This is a genomic window from Lachnoanaerobaculum sp. MSX33, assembly GCF_000512995.1.
Taxonomy (GTDB): Bacteria; Bacillota; Clostridia; order Lachnospirales; family Lachnospiraceae; genus Lachnoanaerobaculum.
Genome location: NZ_AZXX01000099.1, coordinates 1 through 19,732, shown reverse-complemented (window position 1 = coordinate 19,732; position 19,732 = coordinate 1). Strand labels below are relative to the sequence as shown.

Below are 19,732 nucleotides of genomic sequence, written 5' to 3'. Positions count from 1 at the left end.
TTCTACTTGAGTTTTGCCTTATTTGAATGTATTCTAGTATATCGAATAAGGAGTACACTATGAAGAAGATTTTAGTGATAGGAACAGGTGGAACGATTGCTTCAAAGCAAATGGGTGAGGGATTGTCACCGGCACTCTCGGCACCTGAGATTTTGACATTTGTACCGGAAGTGGAAAAACTTTGTGAGATAGATGTGTTGCAGGTTTGCAATATTGACTCTACAAATATTACACCAAGTATTTGGCAGGATATAGCGAGAGCTATTGAAAGAAATTATGACTCCTATGACGGATTTGTAATTTTACACGGTACGGATACTATGGCGTATACTTCGGCGGCTCTCAGTTATATGATACAAAATTCAAGAAAGCCTATAGTTATTACAGGAGCTCAAAAGCCGATAAGTACAGACGGTACAGATGCAAAATTAAATTTAAGAGACAGTATTCTCTATGCATGTGATGATTATTCTCAAAATGTTGTTCTGGTATTTGACGGTAATGTAATTGCCGGTACCAGAGCAAAAAAGATGATGGCAAAATCATTCAATGCGTTTCATAGTGTGAATTTCCCGGTACTTGCAAGAATCCAGGAAAAACACATAATACGATACATTCCATACATACCTATGAGAGAGAGGGTAAGATTCTTCCTTGACTTAAGTGATTCGGTATGTGTATTAAAAATGATTCCGGGTATGAAAGAGGGCATGCTTGGATATTTATTTGATAACTATGATTGTATTATTATAGAGAGTTTCGGAGTCGGGGGTATACCCGACAATATGCTTGATAAATTCTATGAAGAGATGGAGAAGTGGCAGGAAATGGGCAAATTCATTGTCATGGCAACTCAGGTTGTAAATGAGGGCTCCAATATGGAGATTTATCAGGTGGGTCAAAAAATCAAAAAAGATTTCAGTCTTATAGAGGCATATGATATGACATTGGAAGCAACAATTACGAAATTGATGGTCCTGTTGAAAAGATACACGTCATATTCCGATCTTAGAAGAGCTTTCTATGAGGAAGTAAATTATGATATATTATGTGCCTTTGAAGGGCTGTAAAGTTTTATTTTGGAGATTGAAATGGGTTTAAGCAAGAAAATCTTGGGATTAATTTTTGTTTGTTTTACAAGTTGTTTATTATCAATGACTGCTTTGGCATCACCTCCTGTTTTAGAGGGATGGAAGCAAAATGATATAGGGTGGTGGTATAGACAGGTCGATGGCACATACCCGAGTGATTCTTGGAAAAACATAAATAAAAAGTGGTATTATTTTAATGATAACGGCTACATGGTGGAAGATTCATGGGTGGAAAACTATTATCCGGGTTCGGACGGTGCTATGCTTGTAAATACAATAATACCTGAAGGTCACTATGTACTTGATAACGGAGAGAAAAAAGAAGATATTTTAACAGAAAACGATCAAAGACCTGAGCTTGAAAATAGTGAATTGGGAAATTTGATCGGACCGGGTGCAGAGTTAAATGATAATTATGAGAATGTTGTAGATTCTTTGGCCGATGACGGTTTCAAAGAGGTATCTAATGATAATACAGCAGACACAAATACTTTAAATAACTTTGATGAAAACTCTGTATTTGAAAATACAAACAACAGTATCGGACCTGTAGCTACAACCGAAAACTCCAACAGTATCGGGCCGGTTACCGATGAAAACAATGATACGGCAAAACAGGAAACATTGAGTACTATAGAGAGCGGTATTACTACTGTTCCAACAACCGTTATCTCAAATGATAATGTTGACGGAGAAAGTGAAAGAGCAAGAGTTATCAGAGAACTTAGAGAATATGGACTGAGTGAAGATGAGGCGAATTTATACTATTTGATAAATGAGTATAGGGAGAGCCTTGGACTTTCCAAGCTGTCATTCTCAAAATCTCTTACAAGTGTTGCAAGAGCCCATGTAAAAGATTCACATGATTACACACCAAGACTTCAGCTTGATGAAAGAGGGATTCAGGGTAATCTTCACAGCTGGTCCAATAACGGTAATTGGAGAGGTGGAGCATACACACCCGATCATGAACATGCAGAGATTATGTGGGATAAGCCGGGTGAATTGACAGACTATACGGGAGCAGGATATGAAATATCCGTATACCACAGTATCGGAATAGATCCTAAGTTGGCTCTTGATTTATGGAAGAGTTCTTCAGGTCATAATGAAGTAATAACAGGTGATAATGACTGGTCATTTATAACAACTATGGGAGTGGCTATGGATAAAAACTACTCTCATGTATGGTTTGGAGGAGATGAGGATCCGGCAGGTTATTATGACATTGAAGGATATGAAGTCATACATCCGTAAAAAATTCAAAAAACCGATTGACAAACAAAAAGAAAACTGGTAACATAGACACGTTGAAAGAAAGCAGGTTCGCCTCACCTTAGCACAGGAGTGACTTTGGTTCATATAAACATTTTTTGATTTTTGATTAAATGATTATTTGGGCGGATGGTTTTCTATCTGCCTTTTTATATTGGTAAAGAAAATGGAGGTATAAAGGTATTAGCGAACAATTGATTAACGAACAGATTAAAGCTAAAGAAGTTCGTCTTATTTCATCAGAGGGTGAACAGTTAGGTGTAGTTTCAATAAATGAGGCAAGGGAAAAAGCAGAGGAAGCAGGCTTGGATTTGGTTCTTATTGCTCCGACAGCTAAACCCCCTGTTTGTAAAATTATTGATTATGGTAAATTCAGATATGAACTTGCCAGAAAAGATAAGGAAGCAAAGAAAAAGCAAAAGACAATAGAAGTAAAAGAGGTTCGTTTATCTCCAAATATTGACACTAATGATCTTAATACTAAAGTCGGTTCAGCCAGAAAATTCTTGGAAAAGGGAAACAAAGTTAAAGTTACTCTAAGATTCAGAGGCAGAGAGATGGCAAGAATGTTCAAGTCAAAATATATATTGGATGATTTTGCCGAGGCTCTTTCAGATGTGGCAACAATTGACAAACCTTCTAAGGCAGAAGGAAGAAGTTTGGTAATGTTTTTATCAGCAAAGAAGGCTTAAAGATATTGTAATAAAAGGAGGATTCATTATGCCAAAGCTAAAGACAAACAAAGCAGCAGCGAAGCGTTTTAAGAAAACAGGAACAGGTAAGCTTGTAAGAAACAAAGCTTATAAGTCACATATCTTAACTAAGAAGTCAACAAAGAGAAAAAGAAATCTTAGAAAAGATATCGTAACAGATGCTACAAACGCAAAAGTTATGAAGAAAATTTTACCATATCTATAAGTTGACGAAGGGTTAGGAGGTTTTTAAATGGCAAGAGTTAAAGGTGCTTTAAATGCAAAGAAAAGACATAATAGAGTTTTAAAACTTGCAAAGGGATATAGAGGAGCTCGTTCAAAGCAGTACAGAATTGCAAAGCAGTCTGTAATGAGAGCTTTAGCAAGTGCTTATGCAGGTAGAAAAGAGAGAAAGAGGCAGTTCAGACAGCTCTGGATCGCAAGAATCAATGCAGCTGCAAGAATCAACGGTCTTTCATACTCAAAGCTTATGCACGGACTTAAGGTTGCAGGCGTTGATATGAACAGAAAGATGCTTGCCGAGTTGGCTGTAAATGATGCTGCAGGTTTTGCTAAGTTGGCAGAAGTTGCAAAATCTAAGCTTGCATAATATTCAGTATTGTATTATACTTGCCACGTAAGTAAAACTTACGTGGCGTTATAAGCAGAAATGGCGGAATTGGCAGACGCGCACGGTTCAGGTCCGTGTGATAGAAATATCATGAGGGTTCAAGTCCCTTTTTCTGCATGAAATTTATATAAATGATGGAAGATGTTTTATTTTGAAAGATTGTACATTTTGTACAATTTTTTTTGTTAAAGAAAGGAGAAAAGATGTTAAGAGTATTGGCAAAATATATTAAAGAATATAAAGCTGCCTCCTTACTTACAATTGTATTCATAATAGGAGAAGTAATATTTGAATTACTTATACCGTATATGATGACATTTATAATTGATAAAGGTGTTGCAATTAATGATTTCAATGCGGTAATAAAATACGGTTCAATAATGATAGCGCTTGCCGTTCTTGGACTTATATGCGGTATAGCCGCAGGTATTTACGGTGCAAATGCTTCAGCCGGATTTGCAAAGAATTTACGAGAAGGCATGTTTAGAAATATTCAAAATTTCTCATTCTCAAATATTGATAAATTTTCAAGTGCAAGTCTTGTTACAAGACTTACTACGGATATAACCAATGTCCAAAATTCATATCAAATGATACTTAGAATGTTGATGAGAGCTCCGGCCACACTTGTTTTTGCCTTGATTATGACTGTATCCATATCAAAAGATATGTCTGTTATATTCTTTGTTGCCATATTCTTTTTGGCTACAGCCCTTGCTCTTATAATCGCCGTAGCTTTTAAACTTTTCAATCAGGTATTTGAAAAGTATGATGCATTGAATGCAAATGTACAGGAAAATATCTCCGGTATAAGAGTTGTAAAATCATATGTACAGGAAGATAAGGAAATATCTAAGTTTGATAAGGCTATAACAAATTTATATGAGTTATTTGTAAAGGCGGAATCACTTGTTGTATTAAACAATCCTTTGATGATGCTTACAATATATGCCTGTATAATTGCACTGTCATGGTTCGGTGCAAAAAGAATCGTAGCCGGAGCATTAACAACAGGTGAACTTACATCTCTTTTTTCATATATAATGAGTATACTTATATCTCTGATGATGCTCTCGTTTGCATTTGTAATGATTACTTTATCTGAAGCAAGTGCAAAGAGAATTGCGGAAGTTTTGCAGGAGGAAAGTGATATTAAGTCAAAGGAAAATGCGTCTAAAGAGGTAAAGGACGGCAGCATCGACTTTGATGATGTAAGCTTTTCATATAAAGCAGGTATCGGAAAGCCTGTACTGTCAAATATAAATATTCATATAGCATCAGGTCAGACGATAGGAATAATCGGTGGTACAGGCAGTTCAAAGACATCTTTGGTAAATCTTATTCCAAGACTTTATGATGCCACACAGGGAAAAGTATATGTGGGAGGAAAGAATGTAAAGGATTATGATATAAAGAGTCTTAGAGATGCGGTAAGTGTGGTATTACAAAAAAATGTACTCTTCTCAGGCAGTATAATCGACAATCTTCGTTGGGGAAATGAAAACGCTACTCTGGATGAGATAAAGAGAGCCTGTGAACTTGCTTGTGCCGACGAATTTATAGAAAGAATGCCTGAAAAATATGATACATGGATAGAGCGTGGCGGAAGCAATGTATCGGGTGGGCAAAAGCAGAGACTTTGTATTGCAAGAGCACTGCTTAAAAATCCTAAGATATTGATACTTGATGACTCTACATCTGCTGTTGATACCGCTACAGATGCAAAGATAAGAAGAGCGTTCAAAGAAGAGATACCGAATACTACAAAAATCATTATCTCTCAAAGAATATCATCCATAAAAGAGGCTGATAAGATCATTGTAATGGATAACGGTAAGATTGTCGGATTTGATACACATGAAAAATTGCTTGAGACTAATGAGATATACAGATCCACAGCAAATGCGCAGTCTGAAGGCAATGCGGATTTTGATAAGGCAGGTGTATAATGTCGGGAATAAATAGAGAAAAAGGCGGTATAAATCAAACTATACAGGTTGTTGCAAGTGACAGCATGAAAAGAGTAATATCACTTGTATTAAAGAACTATAAAAAAAGTATCTTTGTTGTAATTATAGGAATACTGATATCGGCGGTAGTAAGTTCACTGAGTGCTTCCGTTATGCAGGATATTATAGATAATTATATAATTCCTCTTACAAAAGAAAGTAATCCTGATTTTACTCCGCTTGCAATTGAGATAGGTAAACTGATATGTATATTTACAGCCGGTGTGTTAGCCGCATATACATACAATAGAATAATGGTAAATGTAGGACAGGGAACCATGCGTGAGATAAGAAGAAATCTTTTTGCACATATGGAAAAACTTCCTATAAGATATTTTGATACACATTCACATGGTGATATCATGTCAATCTACACCAATGATACAGATACATTGCGACAGTTTATAGGAATATCCTTCCCACAGCTGGTGGAAGCATTGATTTCACTTGTCGCCGTATTTGTAACAATGCTTATTTTAAGCCCTATGATGACGGTGGTATCGGTTATTATGATTATTATTTCCGTACAGGCTTCAGGTAAGGCCGCAAGTCTATCGGGTAAATATTTCGGAATACAGCAAGCCACACTTGGAAAAGTCAACGGATATATAGAAGAGATGATAAGCGGACAAAAGGTTGTAAAGGTATTCAACTATGAAGATAAGAACATAGAGGGATTTAAGGGTATAAATGAAGATCTCTGTGTGGCCGCTTCAAAAGCAAACGGATATGCAAATATACTTATGCCTATAGTTGCTCAAATAGGAAACTTAAGCTATGTAGTAATAGCTGTAGTCGGAGGATATCTGGCTATAAACGGTCATTTCGGTGTAACCATAGGAACTATAGCCGCATTCCTTTCACTGGTAAAAGCATTTAACAGACCTTTTATGACCGTATCACAACAGCTTAATGCGGTAGTTATGGCGGCTGCCGGAAGTCAGAGAGTATTCGCACTTATGGATGAAGCTGTAGAAGAAGATGAAGGCTATGTTACACTGGTAAATGCAAAAATAGACGGTAAGGGAAATATATCGGAGTCAAAATCAAGAACCGGTATTTGGGCATGGAAGAATATACATTCTGACGGTGAAATCACATATACAAAACTTGAAGGAAATATTGTATTTGAAAATGTCGACTTCGGATATGTACCTGAAAAGATAGTATTACATGATATAAATCTCTTTGCAAACAAGGGACAAAAGATTGCCTTTGTAGGTTCTACAGGTGCAGGTAAGACAACTATAACAAATCTTATAAACAGATTTTATGATATTCAAAACGGTAAGATAAGATATGACGGTATAAACATAGAAAAGATAAAGAAAGACGACCTTAGAAGATCTTTGGGCGTGGTTCTTCAGGAAACAAATCTCTTCTCAGATACCGTTATGGAAAATATCAGATACGGACGTCCTGATGCTACGGATGAGGAGTGTAGAGCAGCTGCAAGACTTGCAAATGCAGACGGCTTTATAGAAAGACTTCCTGACGGATATAATACATTCCTTCATGAGGGAGGCGCAAATCTCTCACAGGGGCAAAAACAGCTCCTTTCTATTGCAAGGGCTGCTTTAGCAGATCCACCTGTACTTATTTTGGATGAGGCTACATCTTCAATTGATACAAGAACAGAACAGCTTGTACAGGCCGGTATGGACTCATTGATGGAAGGAAGAACTACATTTGTAATTGCTCACAGACTTTCAACCATTAAAAACTCGGATGTAATAATGGTACTTGAGCAGGGCAGAATAATAGAGCGCGGTTCACATGAAAGCTTATTGGAACAAAAGGGAAAATATTATCAACTTTATACGGGAAAAGTGGTATAATAAAAATGTAGTATATATTTTTAGACCTGTAATTTAAGGAGAGTGCATATATGTTTTGTTCAAATTGCGGTAAACAGCTCGAAGATGGTGATAAAGTATGCGGTTTTTGCGGCGTACCTGTACAAAGTGAAAGCAATGTTATATTAAGTAAAGATAAGCCGGATAAAACCTATAGAAATGTAGAAATGCAAAGTAATGCAGAAATACAAGGTAATGCGGAAATACCGAACTTTATCAAAAAAAACAGCTTTAGTATCGGCGGGTATTTACATCTTATCCAGATTTATGGTTTATATTGTTGACATATTTGACAGCCAAAGAACAATGATAGGTGTTCCGTTTTATATTTCATTGTTATGTATTCTTTCTTTAGTAATGATAGTAGGGCTTTTAGTTCTGAATTCAAAGAACAAAATAATATTGGCTGTGCCAATATTATTGATTGTCATATCATCGATACCGGGGATAATGTATACCTTAAAATATGGTGGGATTGGGGTTTTGTTGCCTGATTTCTTTAAAACTGTATTTTTAGCTCCTACAAATTTTGTAGCGGCAATTGATAATTGTATCGTATTTGCTGTGCTATGTATAATGGCATTAAGCAAAAATAAAACTCTTGTTAAATTTTGCGGATTCATATTGATTTTAACAGTATTGCGCCATACGGTAAGTTCAATTTACCTTATTTACTATGAACTTACTTTTATATTTGAGGATTTATTCAGTTTTGAAACTTTAAATATTGTTCTATGGATTATGGCGAAAATATCTTTTTATGTATATGAAGTCTGTATATTCTTCATTATGTGGAGTATGAGCGTGTGCGGAAAACAGGTTGTACATACAGTCGGTAATGAAAATACTATAAGAAATGTTTCTGTTGAAAACACGGCAAATACCAATGAACTCGATGAGCCAAGTACCGGTATAAATGTTTTATGTTTCTTTATTCCTGTAATAGGTTTGACTCTATACTTTGCATGGAAGAGTATGTATCCTAAAAAAGCAAAAGCTGCACTGAAGGTTGCCTTAATAGGATTTTTAACTTGGACGGTATTAAGCGTTGTATTAAGATTATCTATAGACTTTATAGTTTATTGGATGATTTCGAACATGTAATAATAATTGATGTATGAAATTTAATATTTAATATAGAATAACGGTCAAAGCGGATTGCTTTGGCCGTTATTTTTCGTATACATAGAAGTTAAATAATAATGTATTGACATTTTATTGCAAAAAAATTACGATAATATTCAGATATGCTTAATATAGTTCCAATCAAGTTACTATTTTGATTGATTTAGTTGATATTTATCTATACAAGTGTAATAAGAATATATTTATTATAATGAGAAAACAGCCTACTTGACATAGTTAAAATATCAATATTATACGATATATTTTATTTAGTATTCGCAGTAAATAATATATTCTGACAAAAGCACCTTGTAAAATGTATAAGTAATAAATCGAAGGATGGATATTAAGCCTATATGTAAACTATACAAATAAAATTTTTTATATCCGGCAATATATGCCGGATATTTTTATAGAAAAAAATATATCAAATACGAGGAGTAAGCTATGATTAACTTTACCAATCATCCATATGATATGTGGGACGAAAAACAAAAAAAAGCAGCAAGTATATATGGAGATATCAAGGAGATTCCTTTCCCTCCTGTGGACCCTGCTTATACGGAAGAACAGTTGGATGCCATGGCAAATGAGTATAAAGAAAAGATATTATCAATGAATGATAAGGTAGTACTTTTACAGGGAGAGTTTACTCTATCATTCAGAGTGGTAACTCTGTTAAAAAATGAAGGTATAGATGTAGTCGCAGCTTGCAGCAAACGCAATGTCAAAGAGTGGAAAGATGATGACGGAAAATATCATAAAGAGATGCTGTTTGAATTTGTACAGTTCAGAAGATATTAAATAAAAAGAGCTTATAAAGGAGTTGACATGGAATTTAAACTATATTTTCAGATAGAGGATAAGCTTGTATTACCTATTTCATATCATCATATTCTACAGGGATTCATTTATAAAAGACTCTCTGAATATCCTGAATTCTCAGATTTTCTACATAATAAAGGATTTCAAACCGAAGGACAAAGTTTTAAACTCTTTGTATTCAGCTTGTTGAAGGGTCATTTTCAAGTGTCGGGTTCTAAAATAATGTTTTACAATGTTATAGAGTGGGAAATAAGAAGTCCTGTTCCTTTTTTCTGCGAGGTACTTGCGCAGGCATTGGAAAATGAAGAAGTATTTGAACTGGCAGGACAGAGAATCTTTTTGATTCGATATGAAGTGACCAATACCAAGATATTGTATGAAGAAATGGAAATCAGAATGCTGTCACCTGTTTGTGTAGATATTGCATATCGGGAAGGTGAGAAAACAAAAACAAATTATCTTGAACCGACAGATCCATACTTTAATTACTACTTAACAAAGAACTTTCAAAGAAAATTTAAGGCTGTAGTAGGAAAAAAGAACAGTACCAGAATATTTTTACTTCCACATAAGGATTTTAACGTAGCAAGAAATAAATATGTAACAAAGTTTGGAGGTGAAATATTTATAACGGCTTGGAAGGGAAGTTTTACATTAAAGTCGGATATAGAAAGCTTGCAGTTTTTATATGATACAGGTTTGGGCTCAAGGAATTCTCAAGGATTCGGGATGTTTGAACAGATCTGATACCAAAGTCTTAAAAGTGATATTGTTAAAGGAGAAGCTATGGCTGAAAAAGATTATGTACTATGTATGTATGATATACGAGGAAAACAGGAATTTATTTATAAGAGTTCAAAGTTAAAGGAGATTGTTGGAGCATCTTTAATAATCAGAGATTTGTTTAAAGATTACTTATATGATGCCGCAAAGGTATATAGAGACCGGATAAATGAAGAATTTAAAGGTAGTGATGCTGTTTTTAGGTATGATCCGAACGAAGATAAACTTAAGAAATTTAGCTTCAAGGAATTTGAAGAGAGAATGAACGGTGATCAGTATATAGGTGAGATTGTCTATGACGGAGGTGGAAACTTCTTGATGCTTTATAAGAATGAAGAAGCAATGAAAAAGACCACAGAGATTTTTACAAAGAAAATATTAAAAGAGATAGGAACTTTAAGAGTAGTTGCCACATATATCGGAAACATTAGAGAAGATAACTACCATAGTGATGATTCCAAGAATCCGGGAGATTATGAGAGGCTGTATCAAAGGCACAGATTTCGTGAAAGCATTGCACTTTATACACAGCCATATGGAAGTTTACCGATAGTACAGACATCTCCGGTATCATCAATGCCTTTGACTTATATGTATGATCATGCACCAAAAGATATCAGTGCTTCAGGAAAGTCATATTTTAAATGTTCTACAGAGACCAATGCCAAGCTGAAAAAATATTGGGAAGAAGTCAGGAAGCATGGTGATGAGATGGGTGAGACGATATTAGACAATATCGTGGCCGAGACAAAGGGTGAAGACAGCATGTTGGCAATATTTTATATTGACGGGAATGCTATGGGTGCCAAGGTACAGGCATGCTTAAATGGAAAGAAAAATTATGACGACTGCGTAAATTTACTTAGAGAATTTTCTAAGAAAATACAGAAAACTTTTATTGATGACAGAAAGAAGGATATGTTAAAAGAAGATGAGAAGCAGTCCTCAGATAAAAAACGCTTTAGAAGCAGAATCCTAATCGGAGCCGGAGATGAGATGACTATTATATGTAGAGCCGACGAATCTTATGAGATTATCAAAGAATATCTTTCAAAGATACCTTCACCATATTCATCATGTGCGGGAGCGGCTATTTTCCACAGTCATACACCATTCTCAGATGCATACCGTATTGCCGAGCAGTGCTGTGAGGACACCTGCAAAAATTATATGAAGGATAATGGCTTGACATTGGCCAATCTTATGGACTTTGAGTACTGTCAGGGCGGAATAGTCTTTAAGTTAAGTGATATTCGTAAAGAAAATGGAGATAATGACAATTCAAGACCTTGGTTGGTGGAAAGTAATGTTGAAGAAAAGACATCTTATCACTATAAACCTGTAAAAAATAAAAACTTGCCGCCTTGGGAAAAAGGAAAAGCAACAGAAGAGGCTGATAATAAAAAAATAATAGAAAAGCTGAAAGAGGATAATCTCCTTACATTGGGAGATGTTGAAGATTTCCATACAAAGCTTTCACTTCTTGGCAGAAGCAATATTAAAGGTTTGGCAATCCCCGTATCGCTTTCAGAATCAGCACTAAGAACAGAGCTTAGACGAATTATAGCTCATATGTCAAAAGATAAGAAGGAAAGCATGGGATTTAAATCAGATATTGAGAGTATTGAGTATTTTATAAATAATAAGAAACTCCTAAAGGATCTTGTACGTATGTATGATACAGGATATGGAAAGGCAAAAGAAGAGGAGGAAGAAAATGCAGAATAAGAAACAAGGTGAAATACATATTACACTGTACTCTGATCTATGTTCGGGAAACGGATATTCATACTATGGAACTGTTGACTCCGAGGCGGAGCATGATGACCTTGGAATTCCTTTTATACCGGCAAGAAGACTGAAGGGGTGTTTAAGAGAATGTGCAAAACTTTTAAGTGACTCGGGATTGTGGGAAGAATCTACAGATCCTTTAAATTATCTGTTTGGAGTAAGCGGCGATGATTCTACAAAGGGTATCAAAATTGAGAATGCGTATATATCAGGATATGAACAGATAAAGGTGGGTCTGAAACTTCTACAAGAAAACAAAGAAATCAAAAAATATATATCACCTTATGAAGTACTGGATCTTTTTTCCGATGTGAAGGCGCAAACAAGAATGGAAAACGGTGTTGCTGATGATAATTCACTTAGATTTACAAGAACCATCCATCAATTTTCACCTTTTGATAAAGAAAACAGACTTGAGTTCATTGCAAAGGTAGAATACCCGGATGGTCAAGAATATAAATTAAAACAGATATGTAAGTCACTTCGTCATATAGGTATGAATAGAAATCGTGGACTTGGATGTGTAAAATGCGAGTTTAAGGCAGAGGATAAAGCAGCCGATACAAAAGATTATATTAAAATTGTTGAAAATGTTGAAATAAATAAAGATTTAAATCAAAAACTTAATATTACTGTATTTTTTGAAAACCCTGGTCCATTGATAATCAGTGGAGATGATAAAAATACTACACTTAAGTATATTTCAGGTAAGTCTGTGTTGGGGGCTTTGGCAGGAAGCTATCTTAGTATAGAGGGTAACAGTGCAGATGATGAAGAGTTTGTTCGTTTGTTTTTAAACGGAGATACCATATATTCTGATTTTAATATTTCAGATGGAAAACATAATTTTTATCCGGCACCTTCATTCTTAAACAAGATGAAAAAAAGCAAGAAATATGTAAACAGCTTAAAATATTCAGAGAATCAAGGTTATAGCAGTGATGACTATAATCCTGCAAACGGAAATCAACCAAAGAAATTAAAAGGCAAATATTTATACCTTGAAAAATCAAATAAGTCCGGTGCTTTGAATATTTTAGATTGTGAGCCGAAGCAAAGGGTCATCTATCACCACAGAAGAGGTGATGATGCCCTGCTGTATTCACAGACTGCATTGAAAGAAGGACAAATCTTTGCAGGAAATATTATATGCGGCAGTCAATACTATGAACTTCTTTTAGGACTTTTAAAAAACACTAATTTCAATTTCGGAAAGTCAAAGACTGCGCAGTATGGAAAATGCCGTATTATATCGCTAAATACCGACATAATCAAGGATTTTAATGTTAAAAAAGGCGAGCTGATATATGTTTCATTGGCCTCAAGAGGCATTTTTTCTGATGATTACGGATACACACAGGAGCCAAAGAAAGTATATAAAATTATTGGAGAACAGCTTGGATTATTAAATGAAAAAGCGGATGAAGATATTCAAATAGGAGAGACTGATTACCCGTTCTGTTCCATACAGCCTGCAATGATATATGGTTATTCTGGTGTTTGGAATCTTAGAAAAGCTCCTATTGCAGGAATAGAGTCAGGTTCTACATTTGTATATAAAGCAGCAAAAGATGTCGATATCAAAAATTATTATGTAGGCGAACGAAACTTAGAGGGCTTCGGAAAGGTCAGTATTTATAAAGGAGATGAACTTCCATACGAATTAAAAGTGGATAATGAAGATAATAAATCCACAAAAGCTGATAATGAGCTTTCTAATGTTAATGATGAGGTCAAAGAGATATTGAAACAGAGCTTATATAAAGTACTTTACCAAAATATACTTGAAGATATGCTTGTAAAAATGGATAAAGACGATTCAAAGCTTATTATGTCTCCATCTACCATAGGGCGTGTGAATCTTATTGTAAAAGAGACTTTACCTGACAGTGAATCGGTTGCAAATGAGAAGTATATTGATTTTGCAAAACGTATTGTATCTATAAAGCGTGATACGGAAAGAAATGAGATCGGAAAAGTTGCAGAGAGATTCTTCGGGACAAAGCTACCTGATAAAAATGATTTAGGCAGTTTGGATATTAAAAAGATACTTGGAGCAAACACGGATAAGTATAATGAATCGGAAAAATGTAAGATTTATAGCTTGTTATGCCAACTGACGGATGAGAAAAAAGTTAATTCGCATATTCTTACTTGGTGGGGTAATTTGATGCTTGAATTGTTGGCAAATCAAAAGTATTTGAAAAAATTTAATTAGCAGGAGCAGTGAAATGGGGAAAATTATAAAAAAACATTATTTAAAAATAACCTTTCAACCGGACTCTCCTTTATGTATCGGCAGTGGAAGAAATGATATCACAGATCAGGATATTTTACGTGATGCAAGGGGGATTCCTTATATTCCTGGAAGTGCCGTGGCCGGAGTGCTTAGAGAAGCCTGTCAGGGGATTATGGATGAGAAGGCGTGGAAGTATTACTTTGGATATTCACCAACCAATACAGGAAATAAGTTCAATAGTGACGATGATATTATAGAGAGTAGAATCATATTTTATGATGCTACTTTAGTAGGAGATAATAAAGATAAGGATGGAAATCCTAAATACCGTATTTCTCAAAGGGACGGTGTTGCCCTAAATGAGTATAAAAGTGCAAAAAAACAGGCAAAATTCGATTGGGAAATTTTGGAAGGTGATTGTAAGTTTCAAACTTTTATAGAGATATCCGAGGAACAATCTGATATAAATGAAAAGGTAAAAGCAGATGAAGTACTGATAAATATTGCAAAAATCTGGAAAGAAACGGATATAAGATTCGGTGCAAAGACTACCAGGGGATTTGGCAAAATATGTAATGTAGAAATCATTAGAAGAAGCTTTGAACTTGTAAAAAATCCTGATAATGGTATAGAGGATTGGTTGGAATTCAATCTTTTTGATGACGAGTCATGGAAAGTTGGCGATTCATATGAAGATATGCTAAAGACTCTAAATGAAGATAAAAAATGGACATTAAAAGATAGTAAGAAGCTTTCATTAAAACTTAAGTTGGAAGGAGGACTTTCCATAAGAAGATACAGTACAGAATGTAGTGATGAAGAATCTTCTCCTGACCAAGAACAGCTGACGACTGTAAAGTTTGATAAGAACGAATCACCTGAAGAGGTGGCGGTTATTCCCGGTACCACTTGGGCAGGAGCTATAGGTCATAGAATGGAAGAGCTGATTGATTGCAGTAAGGTAAAAAAATTTGAAAGAGGTAAAGATGATATTCAAACTTATTATTATTTCGGTACTGTAAACAGTAAAGTAAAAGAGAAGTCACTTATTTATTTTAATGAAAGCAAACTGACAGGCGGGCAGTTTAAAAAAATGTCCAGAAATGCTATCGACAGATTCCTTGGAAGTACTGCAGAAGGCGCATTGTTTACAGAGAAAATATACATAGGTGGGGAGACTACATTGGATATCGGTTTTGGAGATCCGTATAATACAGCTGTAGTATATTCGGATGATTTTACCAATGCTTTGGCAGCCACATTGACAGACCTACATGAAGGATATTTGGCAGTCGGAGGAGCAACATCTGTAGGGAGAGGTATTTTTTCCATACTGGAAATAAACGGAGTGAAACTGAATGAATGTAAGCTTGAAGGTGAAACAAACTCTGTAGTATTTGACAAACTATATGAGACTTTGAAAGCGTTGATTGGAAAAAAGGAGACAGAGAATGGAACACATACAGGTCAAAAATAATGATATAGAAAAAGTATTAAATGAAATAAATGAAGACTTTCCTGATGCTACAGACAGTACATTCTTTGTTGCACAGTATACAAATAAATTTGATGTAGGTATTTGGAATAAAGACATTATTAAAAATGTGAATAAGCTGTTGGAACTTCGTGTTTTTGACAAGAACAAAGAATGGAAGCTCTTTAGAAGTGATATAGGGAAAGATTTCATCTATAGATGTCAGAAAGAAGATAATAATAAAGAAGAAGGCGTGGACTACTTTGATGAAATTCAGCTTCTTGACATTGATACAAGCAGGTCAAACAAAGCTCCCGGGGTAATGAATACAACAGCCGGCGGAAGTTATAATCTTCCAAAAGATATAGCGGATTTAGACAGAGCCGCAATAAGAATTCGTCATTATTTTGGAGTGGATAATGAATCAGGTCAGGCGTTTATAAGGGATTACCGCTTGGTTGACTTTGAAAGTGCTGATAAAAGGGACTATAGTAAGGATTTGAAAGGAGAAAAATAATGGGCTATAAATTTAGTAATAACAATTATTTTATCAATCCATATACATTTATAGAAGGAGAAGAAACAAAAAAATATGAAAGTATGGCCAAAAGGGGAGGCAATACCGGAGTATTCACTTGTCGCATATATCCAAAAACTCCTATACTGATTCCTGATCCTTTTGATAAAAGTAAATTTAGAAATGATGATTCTTCAAACGACAGCAGTGATGATAATAAGTCTGAACATTATGCTTATAAATTCTTACATATTGGTGTAGGTGAAAACACTAAACCTATAATTACTGGAAGTTCTATAAGAGGTCCTCTTCGAAATATGTATGAAACACTGACAGACTCTTGTTATGCCACAGCTAAGCCTAATCAATATATTACAACCAGACCTAAAAAGGCATTTGAACCCGGGCTTATAAAAAAGATAGGCAATAACTGGGAATTACACCAAGCTAAGAGATATAAATTCCAAATAGATGAGTATTTTAAAGAACTTGGAAAACCTACAGACCCTAACTTTTCCACGATGTCATATGAAGATATTGCAAAAGATTATGGAAAACAGGTTTCTTTCAATTTGCATACTAAAAAAGTAAATGTTAACGGTAAAGATATTATACAGTATTATGCGACGGATATCGGTAATGAAGAAGCCAAAAAATCCGGATATTACTATATTGGAGAATATATTTCAAACAAAAAATATGAGAGTATATTTTCTGAACAAAATAAAATAGAAAAAATAACACCCAATATTATAAAACAAGCTTTTGACGCATTAAAAGATACTTTAAAAGTATATAGGGATGAAAAAGTCAATCAAAAGTTTGTCAAATCAATCGAAAAGTGGAATGCGGATCAACATGGAGGGTATGCAAATGTAGATTTGGAAGCTTTTGAAAGAAATGGTGGTGTATTACCGATTTGGTATAAGGAAGTCAATGGAAAATATTATTTTTCTCTTGCAAGCATAGGTCGTTTTAAATATTATACTCCAATAGACAGTATTCTTAAAAAGAAAAATAAGATGCCATGTGCAGATTTAAAAAAGCTTTGTAAAGCTTGCAGCTTGTTCGGTATGGTCGGAAATGAGGAAGGACTGGGCAGCAGTATACGAATTACAGATGCTATATTCGAAGGTAATATTTTGGATTCAATTAAGGAATATAATCTTACAGAACTGCGTACACCACATCCGTCATATTTGCCTTTCTATGCCAAAACCGATAATTATTTATCCGGTTATGATGATTCTAAATGTAATATCAGAGGTAGAAAGTTTTATTGGCATTTTAAACCTGACTATAATAAATTAAAAAATCTACCTGAAGATAAAGTATATACAAAGATTTGTGGAATAGATAAGGGTAGTTTTACTTTTAAAGTGTACTTTGAAAATATTTCAGATGAACAACTTGCCGAGCTTGCAACACTTCTTTGTCTTGGGGAAAATGATAAAGACGGAAAACATTGTTATAAGTTGGGGCATGGAAAGCCTTTAGGATTCGGAAGTGCGAAGATAGTAGTTGAGAATATTCAGATAAGAGAATTTAAGTCAAAAGAACATAAGTATATAATTAAATCATGTACTAACTTAGTAAATGATATAAAGGTGTGGGATTTGTTTAGTGATAATAAATTTGATGTTCCTTTAACTGATATACATAATTCCTTAGATAATATAAGTAAGGTGTTGGATTTTGACTTAAACTCTAATACGGAAGTGAAATATCCAAATGTAATAAATAAAAGCAATATACCTGAAAGAGACCTAAAGGATAATGACTTGTCTTCAGCACAGTGGTTTTCTCAAAACTGGATGTTTGGAAAAAAGGATGATAAACCGACAAATACATTGCCGAATTATAAAGATGAAGATCAGAGTTTGAAATCGGTGGAATTTCGCAAAGACTAAACCAATTTTTATTATGTAATAGGGGGAAATATATTATGTCATCCACAATACTTATGGCTGTCAGTACATTTAACGGAAGAAATCACCCGAGAATGGAAATTGGAGATCAATTTCAAGGTATAGGAAACGACGGAAAAGATATTATTATTGATGACTGCAAATCTCAAGGAGAAAGTATAGTCCGTTATTTTTTGAAGAGAATGCCTCCGGAAGATGAGGTAAATATTATAATGTTGTGCAGCAGGAAAACCTTGGAACAGGATGAAAAGAATGGAATTGACAGCAATGGTAATATACACAGTGCAGTATCGTATCTTAAGGAAAGAATTGATGAATCACCTGAAAAAGGAAAACATAAAATAAACTATCAGGTGAAAAAATTATATAAAAATCAACTGCCAATTGAACATAGACTTCAGGAAGCTGATATTATTGATCCGTCTGTTCCTTTAATACCTGCATCTATGGAAGAGGAATGTTATTTTCCGGAAGATGAATTGGGAGCTATTGCAACGGCGGCAGAGTTTATACGTAGAAAAAAGAATCAGGAAAAAAAATCATTCAGACTATATATTGATACTCATGGAGGACTAAGGGATGTAGTAATTGCTCTAGGTGCAGTTATCTCACTGTTATCAGTGGGAGAAGCAATAAGACCAAAGATGATAATGGGTATAAATATGGCTTCAGGAAGAATAGAAGATCAAAGTGCTGCATTTAATATTTTTAGCTTTTTCTCAGGCATCAATGATTTTTTGCATTTTGGTAATGCAGATGTATTATCAGAATACTTTGATAGCAAAAATGAGTTTTCATATCTAACAGGAGCAGATCCAGCTGTACAAAAGATAGCAAAGCAAACCATAGAACATATGAAAAAGATTTCTTTGGGTGCACAGATGTCTGATCCTAAAGCATTTATTGAGGGCTTGAAAGAACTTGGAAACGAATTTCAAACCGGTGTAAATGAAGATGGAAAGAGTATTTTGAAAGGTACATCACTGGGAATCTTTGAGCAAAAAATAAAAGATGAATATGGTGATCTGCTAAAAAACCCCAATATTTTGGACCTTATCATCTGGTGTGTAAACAGAGGATTGATTCAACAGGCTCTTACATTTATAGAATCTATGCTTCCTTATTATTATCAAGATAAAGAAATATTATACTTTAATAGTGAAGAACTGAAAGGTTTTGGAGAGGATGAATACAGTGCATTTAACAAATATTTGAATAAATTCAGGTTTGAAAATCAAGACAGAAGTAAGGAATTGGCTTTTTATGTATATCATTTGATAGAGGGAAGTAGAGAACCTAATGTAGAATGGAGAAATTTAAAAAATCATGCTTTGTGTTATTATTATCCCGGAAGCAATAACCAAGGTGATAAGTTGGAAATAAAAAGCAGATATATTCACAATGATAGGATTGGAAGTATTGTGCTAGATGATTTTAGAACTAAGGTGGTTCCTCTGTTGCAAAGCCACCGCACTCTTAAAATAATTAGAAATGTG

General features: G+C 34.6%; 17 protein-coding genes and 1 tRNA gene. All 18 read left to right on the top strand.

Features of this window, described 5'->3' with window-relative positions:
• Positions 1-59: 59 nt before the first annotated feature.
• On the top strand, positions 60-1,070 hold the full coding sequence (locus HMPREF1495_RS12955) for an asparaginase (RefSeq protein ID WP_007591874.1): 1,011 nt from the start codon (positions 60-62) through the stop codon (positions 1,068-1,070).
• A 21-nt stretch (positions 1,071-1,091) separates the two neighbouring features.
• Complete coding sequence (locus HMPREF1495_RS12950; RefSeq protein WP_034215612.1) at positions 1,092-2,348, top strand: CAP domain-containing protein; 1,257 nt, start codon at positions 1,092-1,094, stop codon at positions 2,346-2,348.
• A gap of 212 nt (positions 2,349-2,560) precedes the next feature.
• On the top strand, positions 2,561-3,058 hold the full coding sequence (gene infC, locus HMPREF1495_RS12945) for a translation initiation factor IF-3 (RefSeq protein WP_007591878.1): 498 nt from the start codon (positions 2,561-2,563) through the stop codon (positions 3,056-3,058).
• Between the two features lie 28 nt (positions 3,059-3,086).
• Complete coding sequence (gene rpmI, locus HMPREF1495_RS12940) at positions 3,087-3,284, top strand: 50S ribosomal protein L35 (RefSeq protein ID WP_007591879.1); 198 nt, start codon at positions 3,087-3,089, stop codon at positions 3,282-3,284.
• A 27-nt stretch (positions 3,285-3,311) separates the two neighbouring features.
• Positions 3,312-3,668, top strand: a complete 357-nt coding sequence (rplT, locus tag HMPREF1495_RS12935; protein ID WP_007591881.1) for a 50S ribosomal protein L20 — start codon at positions 3,312-3,314, stop codon at positions 3,666-3,668.
• 54 nt (positions 3,669-3,722) lie between these two features.
• Positions 3,723-3,806, top strand: a tRNA-Leu gene (locus HMPREF1495_RS12930).
• 86 nt (positions 3,807-3,892) lie between these two features.
• Entirely contained in the window at positions 3,893-5,638 is a 1,746-nt protein-coding gene (locus HMPREF1495_RS12925) for an ABC transporter ATP-binding protein (RefSeq protein WP_034215610.1), read from the top strand.
• Positions 5,638-7,536, top strand: coding sequence for an ABC transporter ATP-binding protein (locus HMPREF1495_RS12920; RefSeq protein WP_034215609.1), 1,899 nt, complete (start codon positions 5,638-5,640; stop codon positions 7,534-7,536). The genes HMPREF1495_RS12925 and HMPREF1495_RS12920 overlap by 1 nt, the downstream gene beginning before the upstream one ends.
• Before the next feature lie 50 nt (positions 7,537-7,586).
• Positions 7,587-7,838 carry a zinc-ribbon domain-containing protein gene (locus tag HMPREF1495_RS14165; protein WP_242832919.1) on the top strand — a complete coding sequence of 84 codons (252 nt, stop codon included), beginning with the start codon at positions 7,587-7,589 and terminating at the stop codon, positions 7,836-7,838.
• Positions 7,822-8,658 (top strand): zinc ribbon domain-containing protein, encoded by an 837-nt coding sequence (locus tag HMPREF1495_RS14160; RefSeq protein ID WP_242832918.1) that lies wholly within the window; start codon positions 7,822-7,824, stop codon positions 8,656-8,658. The genes HMPREF1495_RS14165 and HMPREF1495_RS14160 overlap by 17 nt, the downstream gene beginning before the upstream one ends.
• 468 nt (positions 8,659-9,126) lie before the next feature.
• The gene (locus HMPREF1495_RS12910; protein WP_034215607.1) at positions 9,127-9,483 is read left to right on the top strand and encodes a hypothetical protein; all 357 of its coding nucleotides are present in this window, start codon (positions 9,127-9,129) and stop codon (positions 9,481-9,483) included.
• A 27-nt stretch (positions 9,484-9,510) separates the two neighbouring features.
• Positions 9,511-10,251 (top strand): CRISPR-associated endoribonuclease Cas6, encoded by a 741-nt coding sequence (gene cas6 / locus HMPREF1495_RS12905; protein WP_034215605.1) that lies wholly within the window; start codon positions 9,511-9,513, stop codon positions 10,249-10,251.
• Between the two features lie 39 nt (positions 10,252-10,290).
• Positions 10,291-12,015, top strand: a complete 1,725-nt coding sequence (locus HMPREF1495_RS12900) for a hypothetical protein (RefSeq protein ID WP_034215603.1) — start codon at positions 10,291-10,293, stop codon at positions 12,013-12,015.
• The gene (locus HMPREF1495_RS12895) at positions 12,005-14,296 is read left to right on the top strand and encodes an RAMP superfamily CRISPR-associated protein (protein ID WP_242832917.1); all 2,292 of its coding nucleotides are present in this window, start codon (positions 12,005-12,007) and stop codon (positions 14,294-14,296) included. The genes HMPREF1495_RS12900 and HMPREF1495_RS12895 overlap by 11 nt, the downstream gene beginning before the upstream one ends.
• Before the next feature lie 13 nt (positions 14,297-14,309).
• Positions 14,310-15,794 (top strand): RAMP superfamily CRISPR-associated protein, encoded by a 1,485-nt coding sequence (locus tag HMPREF1495_RS12890; RefSeq protein ID WP_034215599.1) that lies wholly within the window; start codon positions 14,310-14,312, stop codon positions 15,792-15,794.
• A complete protein-coding gene (csx19, locus tag HMPREF1495_RS12885; protein ID WP_034215598.1) occupies positions 15,769-16,308 on the top strand; it encodes a type III-D CRISPR-associated protein Csx19 in 540 nt (179 codons plus the stop codon). The genes HMPREF1495_RS12890 and csx19 overlap by 26 nt, the downstream gene beginning before the upstream one ends.
• A complete protein-coding gene (locus HMPREF1495_RS12880; RefSeq protein WP_034215597.1) occupies positions 16,308-18,218 on the top strand; it encodes a TIGR03986 family type III CRISPR-associated RAMP protein in 1,911 nt (636 codons plus the stop codon). Before csx19 ends, HMPREF1495_RS12880 begins: the two co-directional genes overlap by 1 nt.
• Before the next feature lie 35 nt (positions 18,219-18,253).
• A partial coding sequence (locus tag HMPREF1495_RS12875) for a TM1812 family CRISPR-associated protein (RefSeq protein ID WP_242832916.1) occupies positions 18,254-19,732 on the top strand: 1,479 nt, incomplete at its 3' end.